Origin of the sequence: Serratia grimesii NBRC 13537, assembly GCF_001590905.1 — a bacterium.
In the GTDB taxonomy this organism is placed as follows: Bacteria; Pseudomonadota; Gammaproteobacteria; order Enterobacterales; family Enterobacteriaceae; genus Serratia; species Serratia grimesii.
Genome location: NZ_BCTT01000016.1, coordinates 46,929 through 68,187, shown reverse-complemented (window position 1 = coordinate 68,187; position 21,259 = coordinate 46,929). Strand labels below are relative to the sequence as shown.

At 52.7% G+C, this 21,259-nt stretch carries 26 protein-coding genes; 11 read left to right on the top strand and 15 right to left on the bottom strand.

What is annotated here, in order from left to right:
- Positions 1-2 precede the first annotated feature (2 nt).
- The 4 genes from nrdE to SGR01S_RS19845 all read right to left on the bottom strand — a co-directional run bounded on the left by nrdE (position 3) and on the right by SGR01S_RS19845 (position 3,491).
- Positions 3-2,147: a class 1b ribonucleoside-diphosphate reductase subunit alpha gene (gene nrdE, locus SGR01S_RS19860; protein WP_073963487.1), complete on the bottom strand. Its 2,145-nt coding sequence runs from the start codon at positions 2,145-2,147 to the stop codon at positions 3-5.
- Positions 2,129-2,533: a class Ib ribonucleoside-diphosphate reductase assembly flavoprotein NrdI gene (gene nrdI, locus SGR01S_RS19855; protein ID WP_061808368.1), complete on the bottom strand. Its 405-nt coding sequence runs from the start codon at positions 2,531-2,533 to the stop codon at positions 2,129-2,131. Before nrdI ends, nrdE begins: the two co-directional genes overlap by 19 nt.
- An 8-nt stretch (positions 2,534-2,541) precedes the next feature.
- On the bottom strand, positions 2,542-2,778 hold the full coding sequence (gene nrdH / locus SGR01S_RS19850; protein WP_037422220.1) for a glutaredoxin-like protein NrdH: 237 nt from the start codon (positions 2,776-2,778) through the stop codon (positions 2,542-2,544).
- 281 nt (positions 2,779-3,059) lie between these two features.
- Positions 3,060-3,491 carry a carboxymuconolactone decarboxylase family protein gene (locus tag SGR01S_RS19845; RefSeq protein ID WP_061808367.1) on the bottom strand — a complete coding sequence of 144 codons (432 nt, stop codon included), beginning with the start codon at positions 3,489-3,491 and terminating at the stop codon, positions 3,060-3,062.
- Between the two features lie 96 nt (positions 3,492-3,587).
- Here SGR01S_RS19845 and pdxR point away from each other — a divergent pair, with 96 nt between their 5' ends.
- Positions 3,588-5,021, top strand: coding sequence for a MocR-like pyridoxine biosynthesis transcription factor PdxR (gene pdxR / locus SGR01S_RS19840; protein ID WP_061808366.1), 1,434 nt, complete (start codon positions 3,588-3,590; stop codon positions 5,019-5,021).
- Positions 5,022-5,084: 63 nt separating this feature from the next.
- On the opposite strand, the gene SGR01S_RS19835 is transcribed toward pdxR, so the two are convergent.
- A complete protein-coding gene (locus SGR01S_RS19835) occupies positions 5,085-5,393 on the bottom strand; it encodes an ElaB/YgaM/YqjD family protein (protein ID WP_037422211.1) in 309 nt (102 codons plus the stop codon).
- A gap of 123 nt (positions 5,394-5,516) precedes the next feature.
- Positions 5,517-6,497, bottom strand: coding sequence for a nickel/cobalt transporter (locus SGR01S_RS19830; protein ID WP_061808391.1), 981 nt, complete (start codon positions 6,495-6,497; stop codon positions 5,517-5,519).
- Positions 6,498-6,686: 189 nt separating this feature from the next.
- On the opposite strand from SGR01S_RS19830, the gene asr reads away from it, so the two are divergent.
- Positions 6,687-7,157, top strand: coding sequence for an acid resistance repetitive basic protein Asr (gene asr / locus SGR01S_RS19825; protein ID WP_061808365.1), 471 nt, complete (start codon positions 6,687-6,689; stop codon positions 7,155-7,157).
- 190 nt (positions 7,158-7,347) lie between these two features.
- Here the strand turns inward: asr and SGR01S_RS19820 are convergent, their stop codons facing one another.
- Both SGR01S_RS19820 and SGR01S_RS19815 read right to left on the bottom strand, forming a co-directional pair.
- Positions 7,348-7,728, bottom strand: a complete 381-nt coding sequence (locus tag SGR01S_RS19820) for a DUF4440 domain-containing protein (protein WP_061808364.1) — start codon at positions 7,726-7,728, stop codon at positions 7,348-7,350.
- Positions 7,725-9,107 carry an MFS transporter gene (locus SGR01S_RS19815; RefSeq protein ID WP_061808363.1) on the bottom strand — a complete coding sequence of 461 codons (1,383 nt, stop codon included), beginning with the start codon at positions 9,105-9,107 and terminating at the stop codon, positions 7,725-7,727. Before SGR01S_RS19815 ends, SGR01S_RS19820 begins: the two co-directional genes overlap by 4 nt.
- Positions 9,108-9,213: 106 nt before the next feature.
- Here SGR01S_RS19815 and SGR01S_RS19810 point away from each other — a divergent pair, with 106 nt between their 5' ends.
- Positions 9,214-10,110 (top strand): LysR family transcriptional regulator, encoded by an 897-nt coding sequence (locus tag SGR01S_RS19810; protein WP_061808390.1) that lies wholly within the window; start codon positions 9,214-9,216, stop codon positions 10,108-10,110.
- Here SGR01S_RS19810 and SGR01S_RS19805 read toward each other — a convergent pair.
- Entirely contained in the window at positions 10,070-11,110 is a 1,041-nt protein-coding gene (locus SGR01S_RS19805; RefSeq protein WP_061808362.1) for an alpha/beta hydrolase family protein, read from the bottom strand. The genes SGR01S_RS19810 and SGR01S_RS19805 overlap by 41 nt on opposite strands.
- A gap of 129 nt (positions 11,111-11,239) precedes the next feature.
- Between SGR01S_RS19805 and SGR01S_RS19800 the strand changes: the two genes are divergently transcribed.
- From SGR01S_RS19800 to SGR01S_RS19790, 3 genes are all read left to right on the top strand, one after another.
- Complete coding sequence (locus SGR01S_RS19800; protein WP_037422200.1) at positions 11,240-12,253, top strand: helix-turn-helix domain-containing protein; 1,014 nt, start codon at positions 11,240-11,242, stop codon at positions 12,251-12,253.
- Between the two features lie 94 nt (positions 12,254-12,347).
- Complete coding sequence (locus SGR01S_RS19795; protein ID WP_061808361.1) at positions 12,348-13,538, top strand: MFS transporter; 1,191 nt, start codon at positions 12,348-12,350, stop codon at positions 13,536-13,538.
- A 102-nt stretch (positions 13,539-13,640) separates the two neighbouring features.
- Positions 13,641-13,979 carry a DUF2002 family protein gene (locus tag SGR01S_RS19790; RefSeq protein ID WP_037422190.1) on the top strand — a complete coding sequence of 113 codons (339 nt, stop codon included), beginning with the start codon at positions 13,641-13,643 and terminating at the stop codon, positions 13,977-13,979.
- 27 nt (positions 13,980-14,006) lie between these two features.
- Here SGR01S_RS19790 and SGR01S_RS19785 read toward each other — a convergent pair whose 3' ends face one another.
- Both SGR01S_RS19785 and SGR01S_RS19780 read right to left on the bottom strand, forming a co-directional pair.
- The gene (locus tag SGR01S_RS19785) at positions 14,007-14,453 is read right to left on the bottom strand and encodes a DUF1198 family protein (protein ID WP_037422188.1); all 447 of its coding nucleotides are present in this window, start codon (positions 14,451-14,453) and stop codon (positions 14,007-14,009) included.
- A 66-nt stretch (positions 14,454-14,519) separates the two neighbouring features.
- Positions 14,520-14,858, bottom strand: coding sequence for an MbeD/MobD family mobilization/exclusion family protein (locus tag SGR01S_RS19780; RefSeq protein ID WP_037422186.1), 339 nt, complete (start codon positions 14,856-14,858; stop codon positions 14,520-14,522).
- 172 nt (positions 14,859-15,030) lie between these two features.
- On the opposite strand from SGR01S_RS19780, the gene smrA reads away from it, so the two are divergent.
- On the top strand, positions 15,031-15,603 hold the full coding sequence (smrA, locus tag SGR01S_RS19775) for a DNA endonuclease SmrA (RefSeq protein WP_037422184.1): 573 nt from the start codon (positions 15,031-15,033) through the stop codon (positions 15,601-15,603).
- Between the two features lie 39 nt (positions 15,604-15,642).
- Here smrA and SGR01S_RS19770 read toward each other — a convergent pair whose 3' ends face one another.
- Positions 15,643-16,056 carry a DoxX family protein gene (locus SGR01S_RS19770; RefSeq protein ID WP_037422180.1) on the bottom strand — a complete coding sequence of 138 codons (414 nt, stop codon included), beginning with the start codon at positions 16,054-16,056 and terminating at the stop codon, positions 15,643-15,645.
- 231 nt (positions 16,057-16,287) lie between these two features.
- Here SGR01S_RS19770 and SGR01S_RS19765 point away from each other — a divergent pair, with 231 nt between their 5' ends.
- Both SGR01S_RS19765 and SGR01S_RS19760 read left to right on the top strand, forming a co-directional pair.
- A complete protein-coding gene (locus SGR01S_RS19765; RefSeq protein ID WP_012146411.1) occupies positions 16,288-16,566 on the top strand; it encodes a GNAT family N-acetyltransferase in 279 nt (92 codons plus the stop codon).
- 105 nt (positions 16,567-16,671) lie between these two features.
- Positions 16,672-17,178 carry a DUF1543 domain-containing protein gene (locus SGR01S_RS19760; protein WP_037422177.1) on the top strand — a complete coding sequence of 169 codons (507 nt, stop codon included), beginning with the start codon at positions 16,672-16,674 and terminating at the stop codon, positions 17,176-17,178.
- 8 nt (positions 17,179-17,186) lie between these two features.
- Here the strand turns inward: SGR01S_RS19760 and SGR01S_RS19755 are convergent, their stop codons facing one another.
- Positions 17,187-18,110, bottom strand: a complete 924-nt coding sequence (locus SGR01S_RS19755; protein ID WP_037422174.1) for a LysR family transcriptional regulator — start codon at positions 18,108-18,110, stop codon at positions 17,187-17,189.
- A gap of 86 nt (positions 18,111-18,196) precedes the next feature.
- On the opposite strand from SGR01S_RS19755, the gene SGR01S_RS19750 reads away from it, so the two are divergent.
- Positions 18,197-18,697: a GNAT family N-acetyltransferase gene (locus SGR01S_RS19750; protein WP_061808360.1), complete on the top strand. Its 501-nt coding sequence runs from the start codon at positions 18,197-18,199 to the stop codon at positions 18,695-18,697.
- A 60-nt stretch (positions 18,698-18,757) separates the two neighbouring features.
- Here SGR01S_RS19750 and SGR01S_RS19745 read toward each other — a convergent pair whose 3' ends face one another.
- Both SGR01S_RS19745 and SGR01S_RS19740 read right to left on the bottom strand, forming a co-directional pair.
- Positions 18,758-19,495, bottom strand: a complete 738-nt coding sequence (locus SGR01S_RS19745) for a class I SAM-dependent methyltransferase (protein ID WP_061808359.1) — start codon at positions 19,493-19,495, stop codon at positions 18,758-18,760.
- A gap of 33 nt (positions 19,496-19,528) precedes the next feature.
- Complete coding sequence (locus tag SGR01S_RS19740; RefSeq protein WP_115185224.1) at positions 19,529-20,464, bottom strand: LysR family transcriptional regulator; 936 nt, start codon at positions 20,462-20,464, stop codon at positions 19,529-19,531.
- A gap of 137 nt (positions 20,465-20,601) precedes the next feature.
- Between SGR01S_RS19740 and SGR01S_RS19735 the strand changes: the two genes are divergently transcribed.
- Positions 20,602-21,255: a DUF3313 domain-containing protein gene (locus SGR01S_RS19735; RefSeq protein WP_061808357.1), complete on the top strand. Its 654-nt coding sequence runs from the start codon at positions 20,602-20,604 to the stop codon at positions 21,253-21,255.
- Positions 21,256-21,259: the final 4 nt, after the last annotated feature.

The window sequence follows — 21,259 nt, the reverse complement described above, 5'->3', positions numbered from 1 at the left end:
CCTCACAGCGCACAGGACACGCAGCCCTGCACCTCAGTGCCTTCCAGCGCCATCTGGCGCAGACGGATGTAATAGATGGTTTTGATGCCTTTACGCCAGGCATAAATCTGTGCGCGGTTGATATCGCGCGTGCTGGCGGTATCGCGGAAGAACAGCGTCAGTGACAGCCCCTGATCGACGTGCTGGCTGGCGGCGGCGTAGGTGTCGATGATCTTTTCCGGCCCGATATCATAGGCATCCTGGTAGTACTCCAGGTTGTCGTTGGTCATATAGGGCGCGGGATAATACACACGGCCAATTTTGCCCTCTTTGCGGATCTCGATGCGTGACACGATCGGATGGATGCTGGAGGTCGAGTTATTGATGTAGGAGATAGAACCTGTTGGTGGCACTGCCTGCAGGTTTTGGTTATACAGCCCATGCATCATCACCGACTGGCGCAGAGCGAACCACTCTTCGCGGCCCGGGATGGCGATATTGGCGTCGGCGAACAACGCACGAACCCGCTCGGTTTGCGGCAACCAATCCCGTTCAGTGTATTTGCTGAAATACTCGCCGGAGGCGTAGGTGGAATCCTCAAAGCCGCCGAATGCGCTACCGCGCTCGATCGCCAGTTGGTTAGAGGCCCGAATGGCGTGGTAAGCCACGGTGTAGAAGTAGATATTGGTGAAGTCGATACCTTCTTCAGAGCCATAGAAGATGCGTTCGCGTGCCAGATAGCCATGCAGGTTCATTTGACCCAGGCCGATAGCGTGCGAACTGCGGTTACCTTCGGCAATTGACGGTACCGAGCGAATCTCGCTCATGTCCGCCACGGCCGTCAGCGCGCGAATTGCGGTGTCGATGGCTTTACCGAAGTCCGGTGCATCCATGATTTTGGCGATATTCAGCGAGCCGAGGTTACAGGAAATATCCTTGCCCACCTGGTCATAGCTCAGGTCATCGTGGTAGGTGCTGGCGCGATTAACCTGCAAGATTTCCGAACACAGGTTACTCATATTGATGCGTCCGGCGATCGGGTTCTCACGATTGACGGTATCTTCAAACATCATGTACGGGTAACCGGATTCAAACTGGATCTCCGCCAGTACCTGGAAGAACTCACGTGCATTGATACGCGATTTGCGGATGCGCTTGTCATCCACCATTTCGCGATATTTCTCACTGACGCTGATTTCAGAGAAGGGGACGCCATACACCTGTTCAACGTCATACGGCGAGAACAGGTACATCTCTTCGTTATTCTTCGCCAGCTCGAAAGTGATATCTGGTATCACCACGCCGAGTGACAGCGTTTTGATGCGAATTTTCTCATCGGCGTTTTCGCGCTTGGTGTCGAGGAAACGCAGGATATCCGGGTGATGCGCGTTGAGGTATACGGCACCGGCCCCTTGACGTGCGCCCAATTGGTTGGCATAAGAGAAAGCGTCTTCCAACATTTTCATGATCGGAATCACGCCGGATGACTGGTTCTCAATACGCTTGATCGGCGCACCGACCTCACGGATGTTAGTCAGCAAAAATGCTACGCCGCCGCCGCGCTTCGACAGTTGCAGCGCAGAATTTACCGCCCGGCCGATCGACTCCATGTTGTCTTCAATGCGGAGCAGAAAGCAGGAAACCAGTTCGCCGCGCTGCTGTTTTCCGCAGTTGAGGAAGGTTGGCGTCGCCGGCTGGAAGCGACCGGAAATCATTTCCTCAACCAGATCTTGCGCCAGTGCGGTATCGCCAGCGGCCAGCGTCATGGCGACCATGCATACGCGGTCTTCATAGCGTTCCAGGTAGCGTTTGCCGTCAAAGGTTTTCAGCGTGTAGCTGGTGTAGTACTTGAAGGCACCGAGAAACGTCTCGAAGCGGAATTTTTTCGCGTACGCCTGCTGGAACAGCTGCTTGATAAAGGCGAAGTCGTATTGCGCCAGCACGCTTTGCTCGTAATAGCCTTCTTCCACCAAATAACGCAGTTTCTCTTCCAGGTTATGGAAGAACACGGTGTTCTGATTGACGTGTTGTAGGAAGTAATGCCGCGCCGCCAACCGATCCTTATCAAACTGGATATGGCCTTCAGCATCATAAAGATTGAGCATCGCGTTGAGCGAATGGTAATCCAGTGCGCTAGTGGCGGGTCTGGTCAGTTCTGTCGTTGCCAAAATACAGTTACTCCCTGTCGAACGTTTGCAACGTCTTGTGTGGTACCGAGCAGCTCAAAACGATAGAGAAAAGGCACCTGACATTTCTTGGCGATGATGTCGCCGGCAATGCCGTACGCTGCACCGAAGTTGGTATTCCCTGCGGCAATGACGCCGCGCAGGAAAGCGCGATTCTGTGGATCGTTGAGAAAGCGGATCACCTGGATTGGTACGGCTCCCACGGCGCTACCGCCGCCATAGCTGGGCACAATCAGAATATAGGGTGTTTCCATCAGCAGTTTGCTGCGGGCACCGGCGATCGGTATGCGCATCGCCGGTAGTCCCAATTTTTCAACGAACCTGTGGGTGTTCTCCGAACTGCTGGAGAAGTAGACCAGCGGGTTCATGGCTGGCCTCAGGACGCAAGGGCGTGAGCCAGCGCGCCAATTTTATCGGGCCGGAAACCGGACCAATGATCGTCACCGGCAATAATCACCGGAACCTGCTGGTAGCCAAGGGATTTCACATGGCTCAGCGCCTGTTGATCTTGAGTGAGGTCGATCACCTGATAACCAATCCCTTGTTTATCAAATGCGCGATAGGTGGCATTGCACTGGACACAGTCCGGTTTACTGTAAATAATAATGCTCATGATTCGCATTTACCTTTTGTGTTGAAGGAAAGGCGGACAGGTCAGATAACGGAGCATTGAACGGCGTTTCTGACGGCGTTATCGACCGCTACATGTTCCCTGCGGTTGATGGATTAAATACTATATGTAGATATTTAATTTATCAACCACGCTATATATGGTGTTTTGGTGAGGTTTGCGCGGAGGCCGCACTGGGGCTGGAAATACGGTGAGGAAAAATTTTTTGCAGGCGGTTATCGACGATAAACCCCTCACGAAGCGAGAGGGGAGGTGCACTTTTATCACTGACGCATGCTGACGGCCAGGCGGTTAAAGGCATTCATGATGCTGATGGCGAAGGTCAAATCGGCAATTTCGGCGTCGCTGAAATGCGCTTTTAGCGCTTCAAATGCACTGTCTGGTGCGCCGGTCGCGGCGATCAGCGTGACGGATTCTGCCCATTCCAGCGCTGCGCATTCGCGTGCGCTGAATTCATGACTGACACGCCAGCCAGCCAATGTATCGAGTTTGGCGTTACTAACACCATTTTCACGCAGGGCTTTGCCATGCATATCCAGGCAGTAGGCACAGCCGTTGATCTGCGACACGCGCATAAACATCAGTTCAATGGTTGTCTTGTCCAGTGCACCTTTTTCCAGCGCCATCAGGGCGTTCACCATGCCTTTGTAAGGTGTGGGAGAGAGTTCGGAATAGTTCAAGCGTTGCTTAATCATGGTCAACCTCGGTTAGCGAGTAGCAGAATCATGGCGCTACTTTAACGGCAATATGGACTATGCTATAGGGCCATAAAATGATTATTTAATCAGGCCATGATGCGTCAATTTCTTTCCTCCTTGCAGCTGGACAGCCAGCTTGCTGATCCTTTGTACCGGCAAATCTATCTGAGAATTAAAGACGCCATTACGCAGGGAACCTTGCAAGCAGGCAGTCGGTTGCCCTCGGTTCGTGGGCTGGCGAGCGATTTGAGTGTGGCGCGCGCCACGGTGGAAAGCGCGTATGGTCAGCTGATCGCTGAGGGATTTCTGCAAAGCCGGGGGCAGGCGGGTACCTATGTTTCGCCACAGGTGCAGAACCTACCTGTGCGTGCAACATTGACGACTGAACCTTTACCGGCAGTGACGGCGAATCCGTTACATCCCAATGGGGCTACCCAGCCGTTTCAGTTGGGGTTACCGGCGCTGGATGTCTTTCCGCGTGCGCTATGGCAGCGGATTGTCGGTCGCCAATTACGCACCAGTCCGCTGGCTTCGCTGGCGCATCCGTCAATGCAGGGTTTGCCTGAACTCCGTGCGGCGATAGTCAATTATTTGCAACTTTCACGTGGCATCAGTTGCCGTCCAGAGCAGGTCTTCATCTGTGCCGGGTATCAGGCGCTGCTGGATCTGGTGATCGGTACCCTGCTTAAGCCGGACGATCAGGTCTGGCTGGAAGATCCGGGCTATCCGGTGACGCTACCGCTGTTTCAAGCTGCTGGCATGAGGCCAGTGGCGGTTCCGGTTGATGAGCAGGGCATGAACGTTGCTGTCGGCATAGCCAGGGCACCTCAGGCAAGCATGGCAGTGCTGACGCCGACTCACCAAAGCCCGCTAGGGGTATCACTCAGTCTGGCGAGACGTATGGAATTGCTGGCATGGGCACAGCAGAAGAAGGCGTGGGTCATTGAAGACGACTACGACAGTGAAGTGCGCTATCACGGACGCCCGCTACCGCCATTGAAAAGCCTCGATCGTCAGGGGCGGGTATTATATGCAGGTACCTTCAGCAAAACGCTGTTTCCGGCACTACGCATGGCGTATTTGATAGTGCCTGTTGGGCTGATGGACGCTTTTAGTCACAACAGTCGGCTGCGGGGTTGTGGTTGCCCACCGTTGATGCAGGCCAGTGTGGCGGACTTCATCAATCAGGGACATTTTTATCGCCATCTGAAACGGATGCGGCCAATCTACCGCCAGCGACGTGGGTGGTTGGCGCAGGCGCTTGAGCAACAATTGGCTGAGCACCTGACGGTAGCATCTCAGGCTGGTGGCATTCAGTTGCTGGCGCGGTTAACAGAGAATTGGCAGGATCGGCTCTTGGCAGAGGAGGCTTGGCGGCGTGGATTGTCGGTACAGGCATTATCGGATTGGCATATCACCGGCCCGGCAAACGCTGGTCTAATTATGGGATTTGCCAATTTTACTCAGCAGCTTGAAGCAGAGCAGGCAGTGGCCAGATTGGCCGCGGTATTCAATAGCGGAAATTAAACGGCCCGCGGTTTCCCGCGGGCCAGACGCACATCTGTTTTATCTTTATGACTGCAAGGGGTGTTAACGCCGGGCCAACAGAACGCCAAGGACGATGCCAACTGCGGCCCCGATTCCTACGCCCTGCCAAGGTTTGTCGCGCACGTAGCTATCTGCTTGTTCGACGGCATCGCGAGCGTGCTGTGTCAGATTACTGGAACCATTGAAGCGCGCACGGGCATCACGTAATACACCTTTTGCCTTACTGTGCAGCTCTTTCAGTTCCTCTTTGGTCTTGTCACCGGATTCCCGTAACACTTCATCCAGCGTATCGGCCAGAAGGGTAACGTCTTGATCGATGTCGCGTTCTACTTTTTCTGATCTCTTAAACATTCGATTCTCCGTTTCGACACATGTCTATTAAGTGTAGACCATTTTTCAAACTGTGTGGGTGATCACGGAAAAAACTGCCATTTAATTCTGTTTTCGCGGCCGATAGCGACGTAATAGATGCCATCAGCAACCGGCGGCAATAAAGTCTCCGTTGGCGCTAACCGGGATGACCGAATTGAACAGCACCAGTGCGAACAGAATCAACAATATACCGCCTAAAATAACGGCCAGCCGTGACACTTGCGCCAGGCGTTTACCTGTCAAATGGTCGTTGGCGGCGATAAATTTTTCACGTGCATGGTGTACCAGCGTGGCGAGAATCATGATCGACAGCGCCGTTCCCAGCGCCATACTGAGGGTGGATATCACGCCCCAGGTGAACATGCCAACGGCGTTGGCAAACACCAATATGAGAATTGCACCGCTACAAGGGCGGATACCGATAGAAACGATAAGCCACAGGGCATTGAGACAGCCTCCCGTCAGTTCTGTTGCGTCAGGCAGATGCCGGTGGCCACAGCCACAATCGTCTTCAGGATTGTGCTGCGTGGTTGCTGTTAACGGCCTCAGTGTTTTGAATGTCGATAGCTTGCGCCGGCGTAACCCCATGGCACGCAGGATCACCACCAGGCCGAAAGCGGCGATAAACAGAGCACTGCCTTTTTCCAGCCAGTAACGGCTCAGGCTCAAATCACCCATCGACAAGTTCAGCGCCACCGCCAGTATCAGGACGAAAAGGATTGCCACAACGCCTTGCATCAGGCTGCCGAGCAGAGTGATAAGTCGACTGGCGTTCAATTGTCTGCGGTGAGTGGCAAGATAGGTGGTGATAACAAACTTACCGTGGCCAGGGCCGACAGAATGCAGGAAACCATAGATAAAGCTGCATAACGCCAGCATTACTCCACCGCTGTACTGATGATTGCGCTGTTGCAACAAATACAGCACCAGATAGCGGTGCATATAGATTTGGGCATTGATGCAGTATTGGACGAACTCTGCCCAGTGGCGGGTGAACAGATAGAGCATAACCAGCAGCAACAGGGCACCGGCGCCCAGACCGGCAAAATTTGCCGGTGTGACTTTCATCGATGAAGTTTTCATGGTGCTGCCAGCCTGTAGCAAAAGGGGGTCTTCAGCTTCCAGCATAGACTTGTGTACGCGGTTCACAAGCGCTGTACATTTGGTTACTCGGCGAAACCAATCACTCACGGAAGCGGCTCATCGATTCCTCTAGTATCTGCTTCAACGGCCCAACGGGGCTTACTGAAAAAACACTCTGAGGAATTAAAGATGAAAAAAGTATTAGCCCTGATCGTTGCTGCTACCATGGGTCTGTCTTCTGTTGCTTTCGCTGCTGATGCAGTAGCTCCAGCAGCTGCGGCTCCAGCTCCAGCAGCAACCATGACTAAAGCTGCACCAGCAGCTGCTGAGAAGGCTCCAGCTAAAGCCACTCATCATAAGAAGACGCATCATAAAGCAACCAAAAAAGCACCAGCACAGAAAGCTCAGGCTGCTAAAAAGCACCACAAAAAAGCAGCCGTGCAGAAAGCTCAGGCCGCTAAAAAGCACCACAAAGCGGCCACTAAAGCCCCAGCCCAGAAAGCCCAGGCTGCTAAAACTCACCACAAAGTAAGCAAAAAAGCCCCAGCTCAGAAAGCTCAGGCTGCTAAAAAACACCACAAAAAAGCGCCAGTGCAGAAAGCTCAGGCCGCTAAAAAGCACCACAAAGCGACCAAAAAAGCAGCTCCAGCCGCTAAATAAGTAAAGTCTGCGGGTAGCGCAGTATCCAGATAATATTTAAACACCCGGTTTTGCCGGGTGTTTTCTTTTGAGGGCTAGCTCATGATGATCAATCGTTATTTGTTCGAAGTGATTTTCAGCGCCGTTACCCTGTGCGGGCTGATTGTTGCCTGGGAACTGTTCCTGGCCGACGGTTTTCTCTAACGTCTGATTATTGTGTCAGTGTGGTTTCATGCAAATGCCGCCAACCCAGCCCGGTCTGGGTCTGCGTAAACACCACAGTAGAGTTACGCAGCGTTGCCTTTTGTCCAGGTAGCATTTGTTTTTCACGATAGCTAACCACCGCCCCCGTTGGCCATTCGGCCACCAACGTCATTTCTTCTATTGTGATTTCCAGCCCCGGTTTAGCTGCGCGATTGGCATGGAAAAAAGCGCTTAGCGCGGCGAAATCCAGCCGACTGCCGTTCAGCGCGATCATGCTGAATGCCGGGTCAAAACGTGCCAATAAGGCCTGTTCTTCCCCTGCACCTTTCTCCAGCCAGTTTTCAATGGCGACATGAGCGTCGATCACTTCGGTAAAATAGCGGTTCATAGAGCTTCCTGTTGAGTATTGAGACGGCGCACGATGGCGCGGTTAGCGATGCGCAGACACAGCAGCAGTGGGATCAGCGTACTGGCGGCGGCCAGGTAAAAACAGCTTTGGTAAGCGACGGCGGGTGAAAAATGTTCAAGCAGCAGATTCAGCAGCAGGCTGAGCAGGGCGACACCCAGGCAAAAACTGAGCTGCCGATTGATGTTCCATAGCGCACTGGCATCTGCCAATTGTTCGTCGGCAATATGCAGGAAGGCGCTGCTCTGTGCTGTGCTGCTGCACAGGCTGCCGCCAAAGCCCATCAGGGCGAAAGCCGCCACCTGCAACCCATGCTCAGTGGCGTGGACAATCTGCGATAGCGCCAGAATACCCAGCCCTTGTAGCAGACACCCGACGATAAACAGGGGGCGTGGGCCAACGCGGTTGAATTTTTTTCCGGTCAGCATGATGGCCAGGAATGAGGCCAAAGACCAAGGCACCATCAGGCTGCCGACCTGCGCGGCATGCATCCCGAGCTGATTTTGCAAATACAACATGGCAACCAGGCTGACACCGATAAACACACCAGGTATGCATTGATAAATGATCATAGAGGTGCGCAGCAACGGCTCTTGTACCAGTCGCAGGTTCAACAGGGGCTGTGTGATACGCAGACTGCGTCGCAGGTAATAGGTCAGCGCCAATGTCCCTGCGGCCAACAATAAGAGGCCTTGCAATAGGCCATCGGTCTCACCCAGCCGGGTGAGACCAAGCAAGATCAGCGTCAGAGCGGTGCAGGCGCAGAGCAGTCCGTTAATGTCGAGTGGCCTGGGTTGGGCGTCTGACGCTTGCGGACGCAACCACAGTATTGCCAGCAAGAGTGCCAGTGCTGCCAATGGCAAGTTAGCGAAGAACACCCAACGCCAGTCAAGCTGATCAACAATCAATCCGCCCAGTGCCGGTGATAACGCCGGTGCCAGCAGACCGACCAGCATAATGGCGGCGGAAAGCCCGGCACGTTCGTGGCTGCGGTACAGTTGATAGGTTAGCGTTTGGCCGATAGGGATCAGCAAACCGCCCCCCATCCCCTGCAACACTCGCCAACCAATCAGCTCACCGATTGAACCAGCATAACCGGCTGCGGCGGTCGCCAGCATGAACACTGTCAGGGATAACAAAAATACCCGTTTCCCACCAATGCGTTGTGCCAACCAGGCGCTGAGTGGTATCACCAGCGTCAGGCCGAGAATATAGCCATTGCTGACCCAGGCCAATTCACCGACTGAAGCATGAAATGCATGCCCGATGGACGGGTAAGCGACATTGGCGATAAACATGTTGATCAGATCGACAAAAAATCCGAGCAGATAGACGATTGCGACTTTGATGCGATAGGGCATGGTGCCTCCGGTTGAAGGCAAGCAGTGTAGCTGGCGGGAAAGTGCGGATAAATCAGCTGCGAGCGATTACACTGTCAAAATAATTTTGACAATAAAGGGCAGTAACATGCTTAACCTACAGCGTTTGGCTATCTTTGTGGCGGTGGTGGACGCCGGCAGTTTCACTGCTGCCGCGGTCGCGCTGGGACAAACCAAGGCGGTAGTCAGTTTCAATGTCAAACAGTTGGAAAGTGAGCTAGGGGTGTCATTGCTGGTGCGTAGCACTCGGCGGCTAGCTCTTACTGATGCGGGTGAACGCTTTTATCAACGCTGCCTGCGGTTGCTGCAAGACGCGGATAATGTGTTGGATGACGTGCGTCGCGATCACCACGGGTTGAGCGGGGTATTGCGTATCACCACCACGCCGGAATACGGGGCACAGGTCGTGGTGCCGGCTTTGGCTGCATTTTCCCGCTTGCATCCACGTCTGCGCATTCAGCATGTTTCCTCCTCTTATCATGCCGATTTAATTTCAGAGCGCTTTGACGTGGCTATCCGTCTAGGGCAGTTGGCTGATTCTAGCCACCGGGCGGCTTTACTGGACAGTTTTGCTATCCTGCCGGTCGCTTCACCGGATTATCTGACGCGCCATCCTATTGATTCATTGACACAATTGGCGCAGGCACAGTGGATCGCCCACAGTCGACTCAGTTCGCCGTTGAGTTGGCAGGTTGTGACGCCTGAACGGCAAGTAGTGCTGTTCAAGGTTGAAGACGCTGCCACGTTAATGGGCGACAGCGCTTCTGCGCTACTGGCGTTTTCCTTGCATGGGGCTGGCGTGGCACTGCTACCGGCGTGGCTGGTACAGCCGGCAATAGCATCAGGAAAGCTGTGTTGTTTATTGCCAGATCACAGCTTCCCTGAACAGAGTATTTATGCCCTGTACCCCAATACTCGTCATGTGCCGGAAAAGGTACGGGCGTTTATCGATTTTCTACGTGAGCAGGTAACCAGGGGCGAATAAAGGTCAGAATGCTAGCCACTGTTTGCTGATGTACCCATTCGCGTTGCGCCTTTGAAAAGGCGCATAACACCTCTGCATCTTTCTCTTCTGCTGCCAGGATTTGACGTCCATTCGGCTGACACAGCGGAATAAAATCGAAATGGTTACCCTTCGACAATCGTAGTGCATCAATCGGTCGCTGCCCTGCGTCTTTGGCCAGTGTGGCACCGCCAAGGCCAGGTATCTGGCTGTCTGGTTCGAAACGTTGAGGTTCGATGACCAATAAAGGGGCGCTGAGCCGACGCAGGCTGGCAGGCAGCAGATAAGGCACCATGCCGGGATCGAGGGCGACGGCAAAGCGGATACGCGGATCGGTATAGTCAGCATTAAATTGCTGGGTGGAGAGCGCCTCCAGATCAACCTTGGCCTGGGTATAAAACTGGCAATTGGGCGATCGTGGGGCTTGCTGGCAACCGCGGATGAAATCGGTAAGTCTGACTCGGCCACCTATGACGGCAATCGCGCTGTAACCGCCCTTTGAATGGCCGATAACCCCAATTGCTTTACGATTAATGGCCTGAGCCCAGTGGGGATCTGCCGTGATGGCGCTAATCAAGGCGGAAATATCTTTGGTCTGTAACCACAGTTCGGCGGAACGCGCGGGGACTGAATCACCTGTGGTGCTACCGGGATGATTAGCTGCCACCACGATCACGCCTTGTTGGGCCAGAGCAGCCGCCAGCCAAGCCTGACTGCTGTTATTGCCACCGCTACCGTGGCTGATCACGATCAGCGGAAAGTGACCACTAGCTATAGGCGCATCCGGCTGGCTGTTGATACCGATAAAAACGTGATTTGCTCCGATAATATGTGATCCATCCATCGCTGTGGTGGGATAGTAAATTCGGCTGGTCAACGCACGTGATCCGGTCTGAAAGACGTCATCCCGGGTGGCAACCTGATAAGGGGCGGCGCTGGCTGCGCCACATAAGAGTAACCATAACAACAACGCTCTTTTCATTTTCACTCCTCAATGTGTCAACGGCGAGAGAGTGACATTGTCGGTGTTACCCGGCGACCTCGATCGCGATCCGGGTCGTTAAATGATTGTTTTAACAGTACACTGTCGGTTCTGTGTGAAGACAACAAGATGCCGACGATGCCGCTTATTCCCCTCACTTTTCTGTTTGGTTTGTTGTGCCTGGGGCTGCTGTACCGTCTGGGGCGACCACGCACGCGACGCTGGGTCTTTCAGTTATTGCTGCTGTTGTGTGCCTGGCAAAGTCTGCTGGTGGGCATCCGTTACGGCTATGGTTTGACCCAATTAAATGGGGTGCAGCCTTTGAGCGCGGTGGCGATCCCGACGCTAACGTATTTGGCATTTTTGGTCAGTACGCAGGGCAGGTTAAGGCGGCGCGAACTGTGGCACCTGATGCCATTGTGCCTGACGTTGTTGGCCAGTTTGGTCGCGCCTTTTTGGTTGGATATGTTGATCATTGGCACCGACCTGGGTTATGGCGTGGCGCTGCTGTATGCACTGCGGCGTGGTGAGAACAGCTTGCAGCAAGTGGCGCTGGCGGAGAGCTGGCTCAGTTATCGGTTGTGGCGCGGATTGGGCATGTTGCTGATCGCGGTAGCAATAGCCGATCTGGTGATTACACTCGATTTTTCACTGTTTGATGGGCGACATGCCGGTTGGATTGCCACCATCGTTAATTTGCTGGTGGCGTTAAGCCTCTGTTTGGTGCTGGCCAGCAGCCGGCCATCGGAAAGCCCGGTGGATGCGCTGCCAGAACCGACGGAGGATATCACCGAGGATGAAGAGCGGCTGGCCGAGTGGTTTGCACTGGTGCAGCAACGGCTGCGACAGGATGATCTTTATCTGGAACCAGAGCTGAATCTGGCGCGGTTGGCGCGAAAAGTTGGCTTACCGGCACGCCGAGTGTCGCAAGCCATCAATCGGCATACGGGCATGAATGTGTCGCAATATGTTAATCAACTGCGTATCTGCCAAGCGGCGCAGTGGTTGCTTGCCGATGACCGTTCGGTAACCGAGATCATGCAGGCGGCGGGTTTTACCACCAAGTCGAACTTTAACCGCGAGTTTTTACGTATTTATGGTGTAAATCCGAGCGAATGGCGCAGGCAACAAACGCGTAGTTAAATAATAATTCGTTATAACTCTCACATTTATCATCGGATCTCATCGGGGTAAGCTGAGTACTGTTGCCTACCCCGTTCGATGCGAGCCACCTTCGATGACCGCAATCAGCTCCAAAGAAAACAATCTCCAACTGAATAAACGTATTTTATCGGTCGTGATGTTCACCTTCGTTTGTTACCTGACCATCGGCTTGCCGTTGGCGGTGCTGCCAGGGTTTGTCCATAACGACCTGGGCTACAACTCGGTGTTGGCCGGTTTGATCATTAGTGCCCAGTATTTCGCTACCTTGTTTAGCCGACCGCATGCCGGTCGCTATGCCGATCAGCTCGGACCGAAAAAAGTGGTTTTATTCGGGCTGGCTTGTTGCGGTGTGAGCGGTCTGTTTTATGCCATGGCTTTTTGGTTCACTGGTCTGCCGTTGCTGAGTTTAATTCTGCTGTGCATTGGCAGGGTGTTTCTCGGCGTCGGCGAAAGCTTTGCCAGTACGGGGTCTACCCTATGGGGGATTGGCCTGGTGGGGCCGTTGCATACCGCCCGAGTTATCTCATGGAATGGGGTGGCGACTTACGGTGCGATGGCTGCCGGGGCACCGCTCGGTGTTTACCTCAATCAGCACTGGGGGTTGGCCGGGGTGGCGGCGTTGATCGTGCTGGCGGTGGCGGTTTCGCTGTGGCTGGCGAGTGCGAAGCCCAACGTGACGATCGCCGCCGGTAAGCGCATTGCCTTTAGCGCAGTGTTGGGGCGTATTTGGACTTACGGTCTGGGACTGGCAATGGGTACCGTGGGGTTTGGGGTCATCGCCACGTTTATCACCCTCTACTATGCTGATAAAGGCTGGAGCGGGGCCGCGTTCTCACTGACGCTGTTCAGTGTTGCCTTTGTCGGTATCCGCCTGATATTTAGCCAGACGATTAATCGCCACGGTGGCTTAAAAGTCACCCTAGTGTCGTTCCTGATTGAGATTATCGGGTTGTTGTTGATTTGGCTGGCTACGGACCCGCTAATGGTGCAGGCCGGAGCGTTGTTGGCAGGTGCCGGTTTCTCGTTGGTGTTCCCGGCGCTGGGCGTGGAGGCGGTGAAGCAAGTGCCACAGCAAAATCAGGGCACAGCACTGGGCACATACTCGGCATTTCTCGATCTGGCGTTAGGGATCACGGGGCCGTTGGCTGGTTTGTTAATGAGCCACATGGGGGTGCCTTCGATCTATCTGGCGGCTGCGTTGATGGTGCTTATGGGCGCTTTGCTGACGCTGCGTTTACTGCTGCAAAACCGGCAAAATTTATGATTAAGGATTATTCCTAAACCCACATTCATACCGAAAAATTTATTGTTTCATCTCATGATTGCGGTAAGGTCGCTCAGCGGTCCAGAACGAGAGGAGAAATCGATGTATTTACGGCCGGATGAAGTGGCTAGAGTGTTGGAGAATACTGGCTTTGAGCGTGATTATGTCACCGACCAGTCTTATGGTTACCGCAAGGGTGAGCACTACGTGTATGTGAATCGTGAAGCGCGGATGGGCAGAACCGCGTTGGTGATCCACCCTGCACTGAAAGAGAAAAGCGTGCATTTTGCCACGCCGACCTCACCGGTGCGCACCAGCGATCAGTACCTTGAGTTTCCCCTGGATTTAAGCAGTGATGCCCCGAGTGCGCGTTACGGCATTCCACACGGCTTCAGCTCGCGTGATGCGCTTTCACGCTATATCTACAGCATGTTTCAGTAATGCCTCCCCCGCCTGCGGGGGACACCTTCACCAATTTGCGATAGCTTCCTGATTAAAACGCTCATTGTAAGCGCGGCGAAACTGCGCCAATTCAAAGGCATCTATATCCAGATCGGCAAAGTAGAACAGGGCAGCTTCAGTGTGTTCGGCATGCAGTTCCGGCGACAGCCCGGCGCGTACCAGCGTTTCCCGCCACAGCGCTATCTGGTGGTCATCCGCCTGTTTGATAAAGGTCAGATAAATAAACAGCAAATAGGCCGCCTGGTGCATCTCTTCGGTGTAACCGTTATTCAGCACGCGGATAAAAGTCTGGCTGTTGCGGCTGCCCATCTCCTGAATCATCGATTCAATCAACATCGGTTTTACTTTCAGCAAGTGGGCCAGAGAGTCGATGGCTTTGCGCGTATCGGAAGTCAAAATGCGGTAACCAATAATAAATACAACGATCAGGGCAGCGATGATGATCCAGGTCATTTATGATTTATTACACTCTCAGAACGCCAGTATTTGGCAGGAGGCGCTGCGTGACAGCGCCCGGTGTCAACGCTGTTCGCCGCTGAAGTTATCGGCTGCCCGCTGTTGATTGCGCAGGTGGTGGTTGAAAGTGGCAGCATCCTTGGCCAACGCGTCCAGATGGGCGCCCAGCATTTTGATTTGCTTCACTAACGCGTGCTGTTCCGGCACTGAGCTGGCGGTGCTCAGCTTGCGCACCAGTTGCTCATTTTGCATACGCAATGCGACTTCGCGCTGTTTAGCTTCTTCCAGCAACTGCTGCAGTGCCTGATAGCTGTGCTGCCATTCACGGTGCTGCCTTTCGAAGCTGGCCTGCAGCTCGCTCATGGCATTTTGAAACTGGGCTTCCAGCTCGCGCATTTTCATGGGATCGATCCTTTGCGGCACTCAATAATGGTTTGGCAGTATAACGAAAACTGCACAGAACCTCACCCGTTGACGACAATTGCGGAAAATTCCCGGCTTGCAACCGGGGCAAGCCGTCTTACAATCAGGTTCATCCCCGGCATTAAAGGCCCAGTCTAAGAGTGGCAGAAAGATGAGCAACCAGGACAAAGACTTTTTTGAACAGGCGATGGCGGATGTCATCCCGTTATCCAGCGCCCCCGAGACCCTGTACCTTAAACCGCAGGAGACGATGGATAAAAGTGCGCGGCGTGAGGCGCAGGCACTGCGGCAGGAAAACTTCCTCAGCACCGGCTTTCTCGAACTGATCCCTTGTGAAGTTCCGCTGGAATACAAAGGCGAGGGGATCCAGCAGGGGGTACTGGACAAGCTGAGCCATGGCCGCTATCCGTCGCAGGCCAGTCTGAACTTGCTGAAACAATCAGTGGAGGCTTCGCGACAAGCGCTGTTCCGCTTTATTTTGCAGGCAGAAAAGCAAAACCTGCGCTCGCTGCTGATTGTCCACGGGCGTGGGCGGGAAGAAGAGAGCCATGCCAATATCATTCGCAGCTATCTCGCCAAATGGCTGGCGCAGTTTGAACAGGTGCAGGCTTTTTGTCGGGCGTTGCCGCGTGATGGCGGCGAAGGTGCTTGTTATGTCACGCTGCGCAAATCGGCGCAGGCCAAGATTGATAACTTCGAGCGCCACGCCAAGCGCAGCCGTTAGGAAATAACAGCCGGCAGCGCTGCCGCCGGCTGGAGGAGGTTATTTATTGAAGAATTTGTAGTCCAGCGAATAACGCCCGGCACCGGTGACCGCCAACAGCAGCAGCCCGCCGATAATGCTGATATTTTTAAAGAAGTTTATTTCGTTGCCCATCATTTCCATGCCGGTCATTTTCCAGAATGGGTGACCGATAAAAGCGGTGCCGAGAACATAGACGGCAAAAATAACCGCGATAGGGCGGGTAAATAACCCGAGAATAAGCGCGATGCCAAAAAAGAACTCAACCACCACGGCGATAATCGCCGCCAAATACGGCATTGGCGTACCATAACCCTCCATTGCCGTCACGGTTGCACCAAAGCTGGTCAGTTTCATCCAGCCAAAAATGATAAACAGGATCATCAACAAGATTCGAGATAACAGAATAACGCCGTCTTTTGAGCTTTCACCCATTTTGAACTCCTCAGCCACTGTCACAATTATGTTGTGTTACTGATTAAATAATAGACTAATATCAGCATTGTTCTAGACCCGTCATCTTTCAAGCTGCAGCGTTGTTACCTGCACTAGCTCACCCCAGTTACTTACTAAAGTAAGCGCCTGGGGATGAGCGAGCTGGGCGCCTAGCTGCAGCTTGAAAGCTATAGGGTATAAATTTATGTATTTTTAAAATGGGATAAATTTATGGATCTTGAAATTCTGGCAGACGAGAAACGTTTTTATATAAACGATCGGCAGGGAAAAATGATCGCCGAGATATCCTTTGTACCGAGCGGAGACAAATTAACCATTATCGATCACACGTGGGTGGATGAGGTATTGAAAGGTCAGGGCGTCGGTAAAAAGCTGGTGGCGCTGGTGGTGGCGAAAATGCGGGCTGAAAACCGTAAAATTATTCCGTTGTGTCCATTTGCCAAACATGAGTTTGATACAACACCTGAATACCAGGATATCCGCGCGTAAAGGCCTTGCAGGCGTGAACGTGCATTAGGCGTTGTGGTGGTTGGCAGAATAATCGTTATATATTATTGTATATATCGATTATTAAAACAGAGAGATAACACCATAATGCCGGGACTATTGATGTTCTATGTGGGTGGTACGGCGCCGGGCGCCAATATCGAACTGCACGATGTACAGTTTGTTGCAGCAGAACAGCCTGAAGAGGCTTACCCTTTGCTGCGTGAGAAATGGTTTGGGGATAAGAGTAAGGTGCATATTGATGGCTATGCGCGCATTGAATGGGCGGATGGTTACGACGTAATGTTGTGTGCAGCACCCTTTCACGGTCCGGAAAAGCTGTTCTTTGTCAATGTGGGGGGCTACCGCAGTGACGAGCTGGCTGAACTGCATCAGTTTGGTTTGTTTGTGGCACACAGTGCCGATGAGGCCAAAGAGAAAGCCAAGCAGGTGCTGCTGACCGGCAGTTTCCAGCAGCATAAGGATGACTTGGCCGAAGTCGACGACTGCCTGCTGCTACATTCATTGCAGGGATATCATATCCATCTGAAGGCAAATGCGCTGGGGGAACCGGCACGACCGTTGTGGCAGGGATATTTGCCTATCGGTGAATAAGACGTCTATTACACGGCAAGTGCCTGCAACTGTTGCATAAGCCACTGACAAGCATCTGGTCGGCCATTTCTCTGGTGCAGGTAAATCTTGATTTTGTAATTGGGTACCGGGAACGGCAGAGGATGAATATCCAATTCCACTGACTGGCGTAATTTCTGCGCGGCGTAATGTGGGATGCTCATCATCAGTTCGCTATCGGCGATAATAAAAGGCGCACCCAACAGTGAGGGCGTGCGGATAGCGACATCGCGATGCAGCCCCAGCTTTTCCAACTGATAGTCGATCACACCGTGCTGTTCGTTCCAAGGCGTGACCACCAAATGGCGTGCCTGAAGGTAGTTCTCCAGTGTCAGTTTGCCGTGTTTTTTGCTCAAGGCCGGGGAACAGATCGCCACATATTTATCTTCCAGCCAGTCGACTTCGTCGATCTCCTGATAATTTTCGTCACCTGCCTCGGTAAAGCCCAGTGCAAAGTCTATTTTCCCGGCCAGTAAATCATTGAGCGCGACCTTACGTTCCGAGTAGCACAGCTGGAATGATAACTTTGGCGCTAACCGCTGCATCTGTGCCATTAGCGCAGGAAAAACGGCGAAGGCGGTGTAGTCGGTGATGGCGAAGGTGAAGCTTTCCTGGCTGTCGGCGGCGATAAAGCGTGGTCTGGGATGAAGACCTTTAGACAGTAGTGCCAGGCTTTCACTAATGGTCGGAGCCAGGCTTTCTGCATACACCGTCGGATGCATGTCGTTGCCGACGCGATAAAACAGTTCGTCTGCCATCGTTTTGCGCAGGCGAATTAGGGCATGGCTCAAAGCCGATGAACTGATAGCCAGCTCCGCAGCAGCGCGCGTGACGGAACGTAGACGATACACAGCTTCGAAAACCAACAGAAGGTTGAGATCCAGGCGTCTCAAATCCAGATGCATAATGTTCATTACCTGTTGATGAAAATGCAGTTCATACAGTATTTGTAACGCTATATGCTGGCAAGTAATACAAACAACAACTTTCAGGATGACCCATGACCATTGAGATTCACCCGGCGACAAAAAACGATGCCAAATTGATTCTGGATATGATTGTTGAGCTGGCCGTGTACGAAAAAGCACGTGATCAAGTGCTTGCCAGTGCGGCAGATATTGAACAAAGCCTGTTCGGTCCGGACGCCTGTTCTGAGGCTCTGATCTGTACCGTTGATGGTGAGCCCGCCGGTTATGCGGTGTTCTTTATGAGTTATTCCACCTGGTTGGGTAAAAACGGTATTTATTTAGAGGATCTGTACGTTGCACCGAAATTTCGCGGTGCCGGCGCGGGCAAAAAGTTACTGCGGCATATTGCCCAATTGGCCTGCGAGCGTCGCTGTGGTCGTCTGGAGTGGAGTGTGCTGGACTGGAATCAACCGGCTATCGATTTTTACCTGAGTATAGGTGCAGAGCCGCAGGGAGAGTGGGTCAGATATCGAATGGAAGGTGACGTATTGACGCAATTTGCGGCGCAAGGCACCGGCTTGGGGGCTAAATAAGCTCTGGGGGGAGGTGACCTCCCCAATATTGGATGCATAAAGATTTACAGCTGTGCGGGATCATGACATGGGTTTATGGGCCGCGAGAATAAAAATCATCGGGCGTTCTTTCTCTTCGTCGAGCGCCGGGTTTTCTGCGATTTGCTGCGCTGAAGGACCCCATTCATTGAGGTAGGTAACGACAAAACCTTTTTGTACCAACAGATTAATGTAGCTGCCGAGCATACGGTGCTGTTTGATCACGCCTTTCGCCAACCAGTTGGAGATCCGTTGGCCTTCTTTCTGATAACCATTGACCGGCCAGGATTTCTGTTCGTTCTGATCAACCAACCAACCCTGATGCTGCGGTGCGGTATAAATGGGATGTTCGGCGGTGAAGATAAACTGCCCGCCCGGTACCAGCGCCTGATAAACCGTAGCAAACAATCGCGCCAGATCGTCTATATAGTGCAGCGTCAGTGAACTATACGCAAAATCATAGGAAACAGGGGGAAGTTGAAGCTGCTCCAAATCCTGCTGGCAGTATTCAATGCCGTCATCTTGCGTCAATGCCCGCGCTTTATTGAGCATTTTTTCCGATAGGTCCAAGCCCAGGACGCTGGCAGCATTCTGTTCCCGTGCACTACGGCAAAACCAACCATAGCCACAGCCCAGATCGACCACTTTCTTTCCGTGTAAATCCGGCAATATGCTACGGATGGTCGGCCATTCCGGTGCGCCGTCCAGCCCATGCACCGAGCGGCTGAGCTGGGCATAACCGTCGAAAAACGCCTGATTGTCATAAATATTTTGTGTCATTACGATTCCTGTATGAGTAAACCACTTACCGCACTAGACCAAGCGATGCTCGTGTAGCTTGAAGGTCTCCATGATGCTGTCCATTAATACTTGTACCCGGTGAGGTAGCACACCACGCTGGCGGTAAATGAGATAAGCCTGCATATCAATGCACCGTTCACGTTCAATACAAGGCAGCAATGAGCCGGATTCCAATGCCGAGGCCACTGAGTAGTAGGGGGCATAGATAATGCCCAATCCTTGTTTGGCTAACTCGACGGCCGGTAAAATATTGTCACAGATGCTGGCACCATTGACCGCCACTTGTACTAACTGGCCTTGCGAATCATAGCTGCTCCAGGTGTTACGGCTGCCGCCTAACACTCGCAAGGTGATACAGCGATGCTGCGTCAGTTCCATCGGTTCGATAAGCGGTGAATGAGCAATGTAATCCGGTGATGCAAACAGCCCGACGCGGAAACGGGTCAACGGCCGGGCGATCAAACTCTCGTTTTGCGGCTGGAAGAGACTAATTAGCAGGTCACAGTCGCTGTCGAAAACCGTGCCATATTTCTTCTCCCGCTCGTCCGGATTACGAGTCACTAAATCAACGATCAGTTCAGGAGATTCACGTAGCAGGGGCGGCAACAGATAACGCGTCAAGAATGAATGAATGCCAATGGGCGCGCCGAGCGTCACCATGCCGTTCAGGCTGCGTTTATAGGTGCCGGACATGTCGAGCAAGTCGTTATGTTCATCAAGTAAAAAGGCGGCACGACGTAGAAATTGTTCACCGAACTCGGTTAAAGACAGAGTTCGCGGGCTGCGCAAAAAGATTTCCAGACCAAGCCGTCGCTCAAGTGCCGTCAGTGTGCGTGACACATTGGATTGCGGCATATCCAACAGCTGTGCCGCTTTGCTGACGCTGGCGGTTTCGGCGATGGTGCGAACGATCCTGAGTTCGTCGATCCTGAAGTCTTTTGCTTTCACGCGGTAAGCCATTCTGAGTTTGTATATCAAAAATGATATACATTTTTGCCGGTATTGTCATATGACTTATCACTGACCGGCGGGTATTCTTTTGGTCAATTATTTGCTATGCATTAAAATTGACATGGAAGATTATAATGAAAATAACCTGCGCGACCGTTTTACCTTTGACGTTAATGTTGACGGCTTGCTCGTCAGGGGTAACCGAAAAAGAAAAATATTCGACGTTCCTGCCTAGTTACAGTGATATTACCAAGAGCAAGTCAGCCTCTGGTAAAGATGTTTTATATTGGAAAGACAGTCACGTTGATTTCTCTAAATATAAATATTTAGTTTATCAGCCGATGATCTATTTCCCACGGCCAAAACCTAGCGAGATGGTGAGTCAGCAGGCGCTTGATAATATCCTCAGTTACACCAACAGACAGTTCAAGCTGGCAATGGGGTCGCATTTTACCCTGGAGGATGTGCCGCGTGAAAATACGCTGATTTTCCGTGGGGCTATCACGGCGATCGACATGCAGAAAAAGGGGCTACAAGTGTATGAGGTACTGCCGATTACGCTGCTGGTTGCCGCAACGCAAAGCGTGACCGGCCACCGTACCATGGAAAGCGCCGTTTATATGGAAGGTGAGTTTATCGACGCTTCAACCAACCAGCCGGTAATCAAAGTGGTGAGAAAGGCGTCCGGAGGGAATCTGAATAATGAAAAATCGCAGCTGAAAGTAACCGATGTCAAAAATGCCATCGATACCATTGCCAATGATATTAAAGACTATAAGACGTCATAGGCGT

Excerpts from the sequence above, each read along its gene's own strand:
- SGR01S_RS19765 (WP_012146411.1), top strand. The coding sequence starts at position 16,288 with ATGGATCTTGAAATTCTGGCAGACGAGAAACGTTTTTATATAAACGAT.
- SGR01S_RS19750 (WP_061808360.1), top strand. The coding sequence starts at position 18,197 with ATGACCATTGAGATTCACCCGGCGACAAAAAACGATGCCAAATTGATT.
- nrdI (WP_061808368.1), bottom strand. The coding sequence starts at position 2,533 with ATGAACCCGCTGGTCTACTTCTCCAGCAGTTCGGAGAACACCCACAGG.
- SGR01S_RS19780 (WP_037422186.1), bottom strand. The coding sequence starts at position 14,858 with ATGAAAATGCGCGAGCTGGAAGCCCAGTTTCAAAATGCCATGAGCGAG.
- SGR01S_RS19835 (WP_037422211.1), bottom strand. The coding sequence starts at position 5,393 with ATGTTTAAGAGATCAGAAAAAGTAGAACGCGACATCGATCAAGACGTT.
- SGR01S_RS19820 (WP_061808364.1), bottom strand. The coding sequence starts at position 7,728 with ATGAACCGCTATTTTACCGAAGTGATCGACGCTCATGTCGCCATTGAA.
- SGR01S_RS19795 (WP_061808361.1), top strand. The coding sequence starts at position 12,348 with ATGACCGCAATCAGCTCCAAAGAAAACAATCTCCAACTGAATAAACGT.
- SGR01S_RS19830 (WP_061808391.1), bottom strand. The coding sequence starts at position 6,497 with ATGAAAACTTCATCGATGAAAGTCACACCGGCAAATTTTGCCGGTCTG.
- SGR01S_RS19735 (WP_061808357.1), top strand. The coding sequence starts at position 20,602 with ATGAAAATAACCTGCGCGACCGTTTTACCTTTGACGTTAATGTTGACG.
- SGR01S_RS19815 (WP_061808363.1), bottom strand. The coding sequence starts at position 9,107 with ATGCCCTATCGCATCAAAGTCGCAATCGTCTATCTGCTCGGATTTTTT.
- SGR01S_RS19760 (WP_037422177.1), top strand. The coding sequence starts at position 16,672 with ATGCCGGGACTATTGATGTTCTATGTGGGTGGTACGGCGCCGGGCGCC.
- SGR01S_RS19785 (WP_037422188.1), bottom strand. The coding sequence starts at position 14,453 with ATGACCTGGATCATCATCGCTGCCCTGATCGTTGTATTTATTATTGGT.
- nrdH (WP_037422220.1), bottom strand. The coding sequence starts at position 2,778 with ATGAGCATTATTATTTACAGTAAACCGGACTGTGTCCAGTGCAATGCC.
- smrA (WP_037422184.1), top strand. The coding sequence starts at position 15,031 with ATGAGCAACCAGGACAAAGACTTTTTTGAACAGGCGATGGCGGATGTC.
- SGR01S_RS19770 (WP_037422180.1), bottom strand. The coding sequence starts at position 16,056 with ATGGGTGAAAGCTCAAAAGACGGCGTTATTCTGTTATCTCGAATCTTG.
- SGR01S_RS19755 (WP_037422174.1), bottom strand. The coding sequence starts at position 18,110 with ATGAACATTATGCATCTGGATTTGAGACGCCTGGATCTCAACCTTCTG.
- SGR01S_RS19805 (WP_061808362.1), bottom strand. The coding sequence starts at position 11,110 with ATGAAAAGAGCGTTGTTGTTATGGTTACTCTTATGTGGCGCAGCCAGC.
- SGR01S_RS19790 (WP_037422190.1), top strand. The coding sequence starts at position 13,641 with ATGTATTTACGGCCGGATGAAGTGGCTAGAGTGTTGGAGAATACTGGC.
- SGR01S_RS19845 (WP_061808367.1), bottom strand. The coding sequence starts at position 3,491 with ATGATTAAGCAACGCTTGAACTATTCCGAACTCTCTCCCACACCTTAC.
- pdxR (WP_061808366.1), top strand. The coding sequence starts at position 3,588 with ATGATGCGTCAATTTCTTTCCTCCTTGCAGCTGGACAGCCAGCTTGCT.
- SGR01S_RS19810 (WP_061808390.1), top strand. The coding sequence starts at position 9,214 with ATGCTTAACCTACAGCGTTTGGCTATCTTTGTGGCGGTGGTGGACGCC.
- SGR01S_RS19745 (WP_061808359.1), bottom strand. The coding sequence starts at position 19,495 with ATGACACAAAATATTTATGACAATCAGGCGTTTTTCGACGGTTATGCC.
- SGR01S_RS19800 (WP_037422200.1), top strand. The coding sequence starts at position 11,240 with ATGCCGACGATGCCGCTTATTCCCCTCACTTTTCTGTTTGGTTTGTTG.
- asr (WP_061808365.1), top strand. The coding sequence starts at position 6,687 with ATGAAAAAAGTATTAGCCCTGATCGTTGCTGCTACCATGGGTCTGTCT.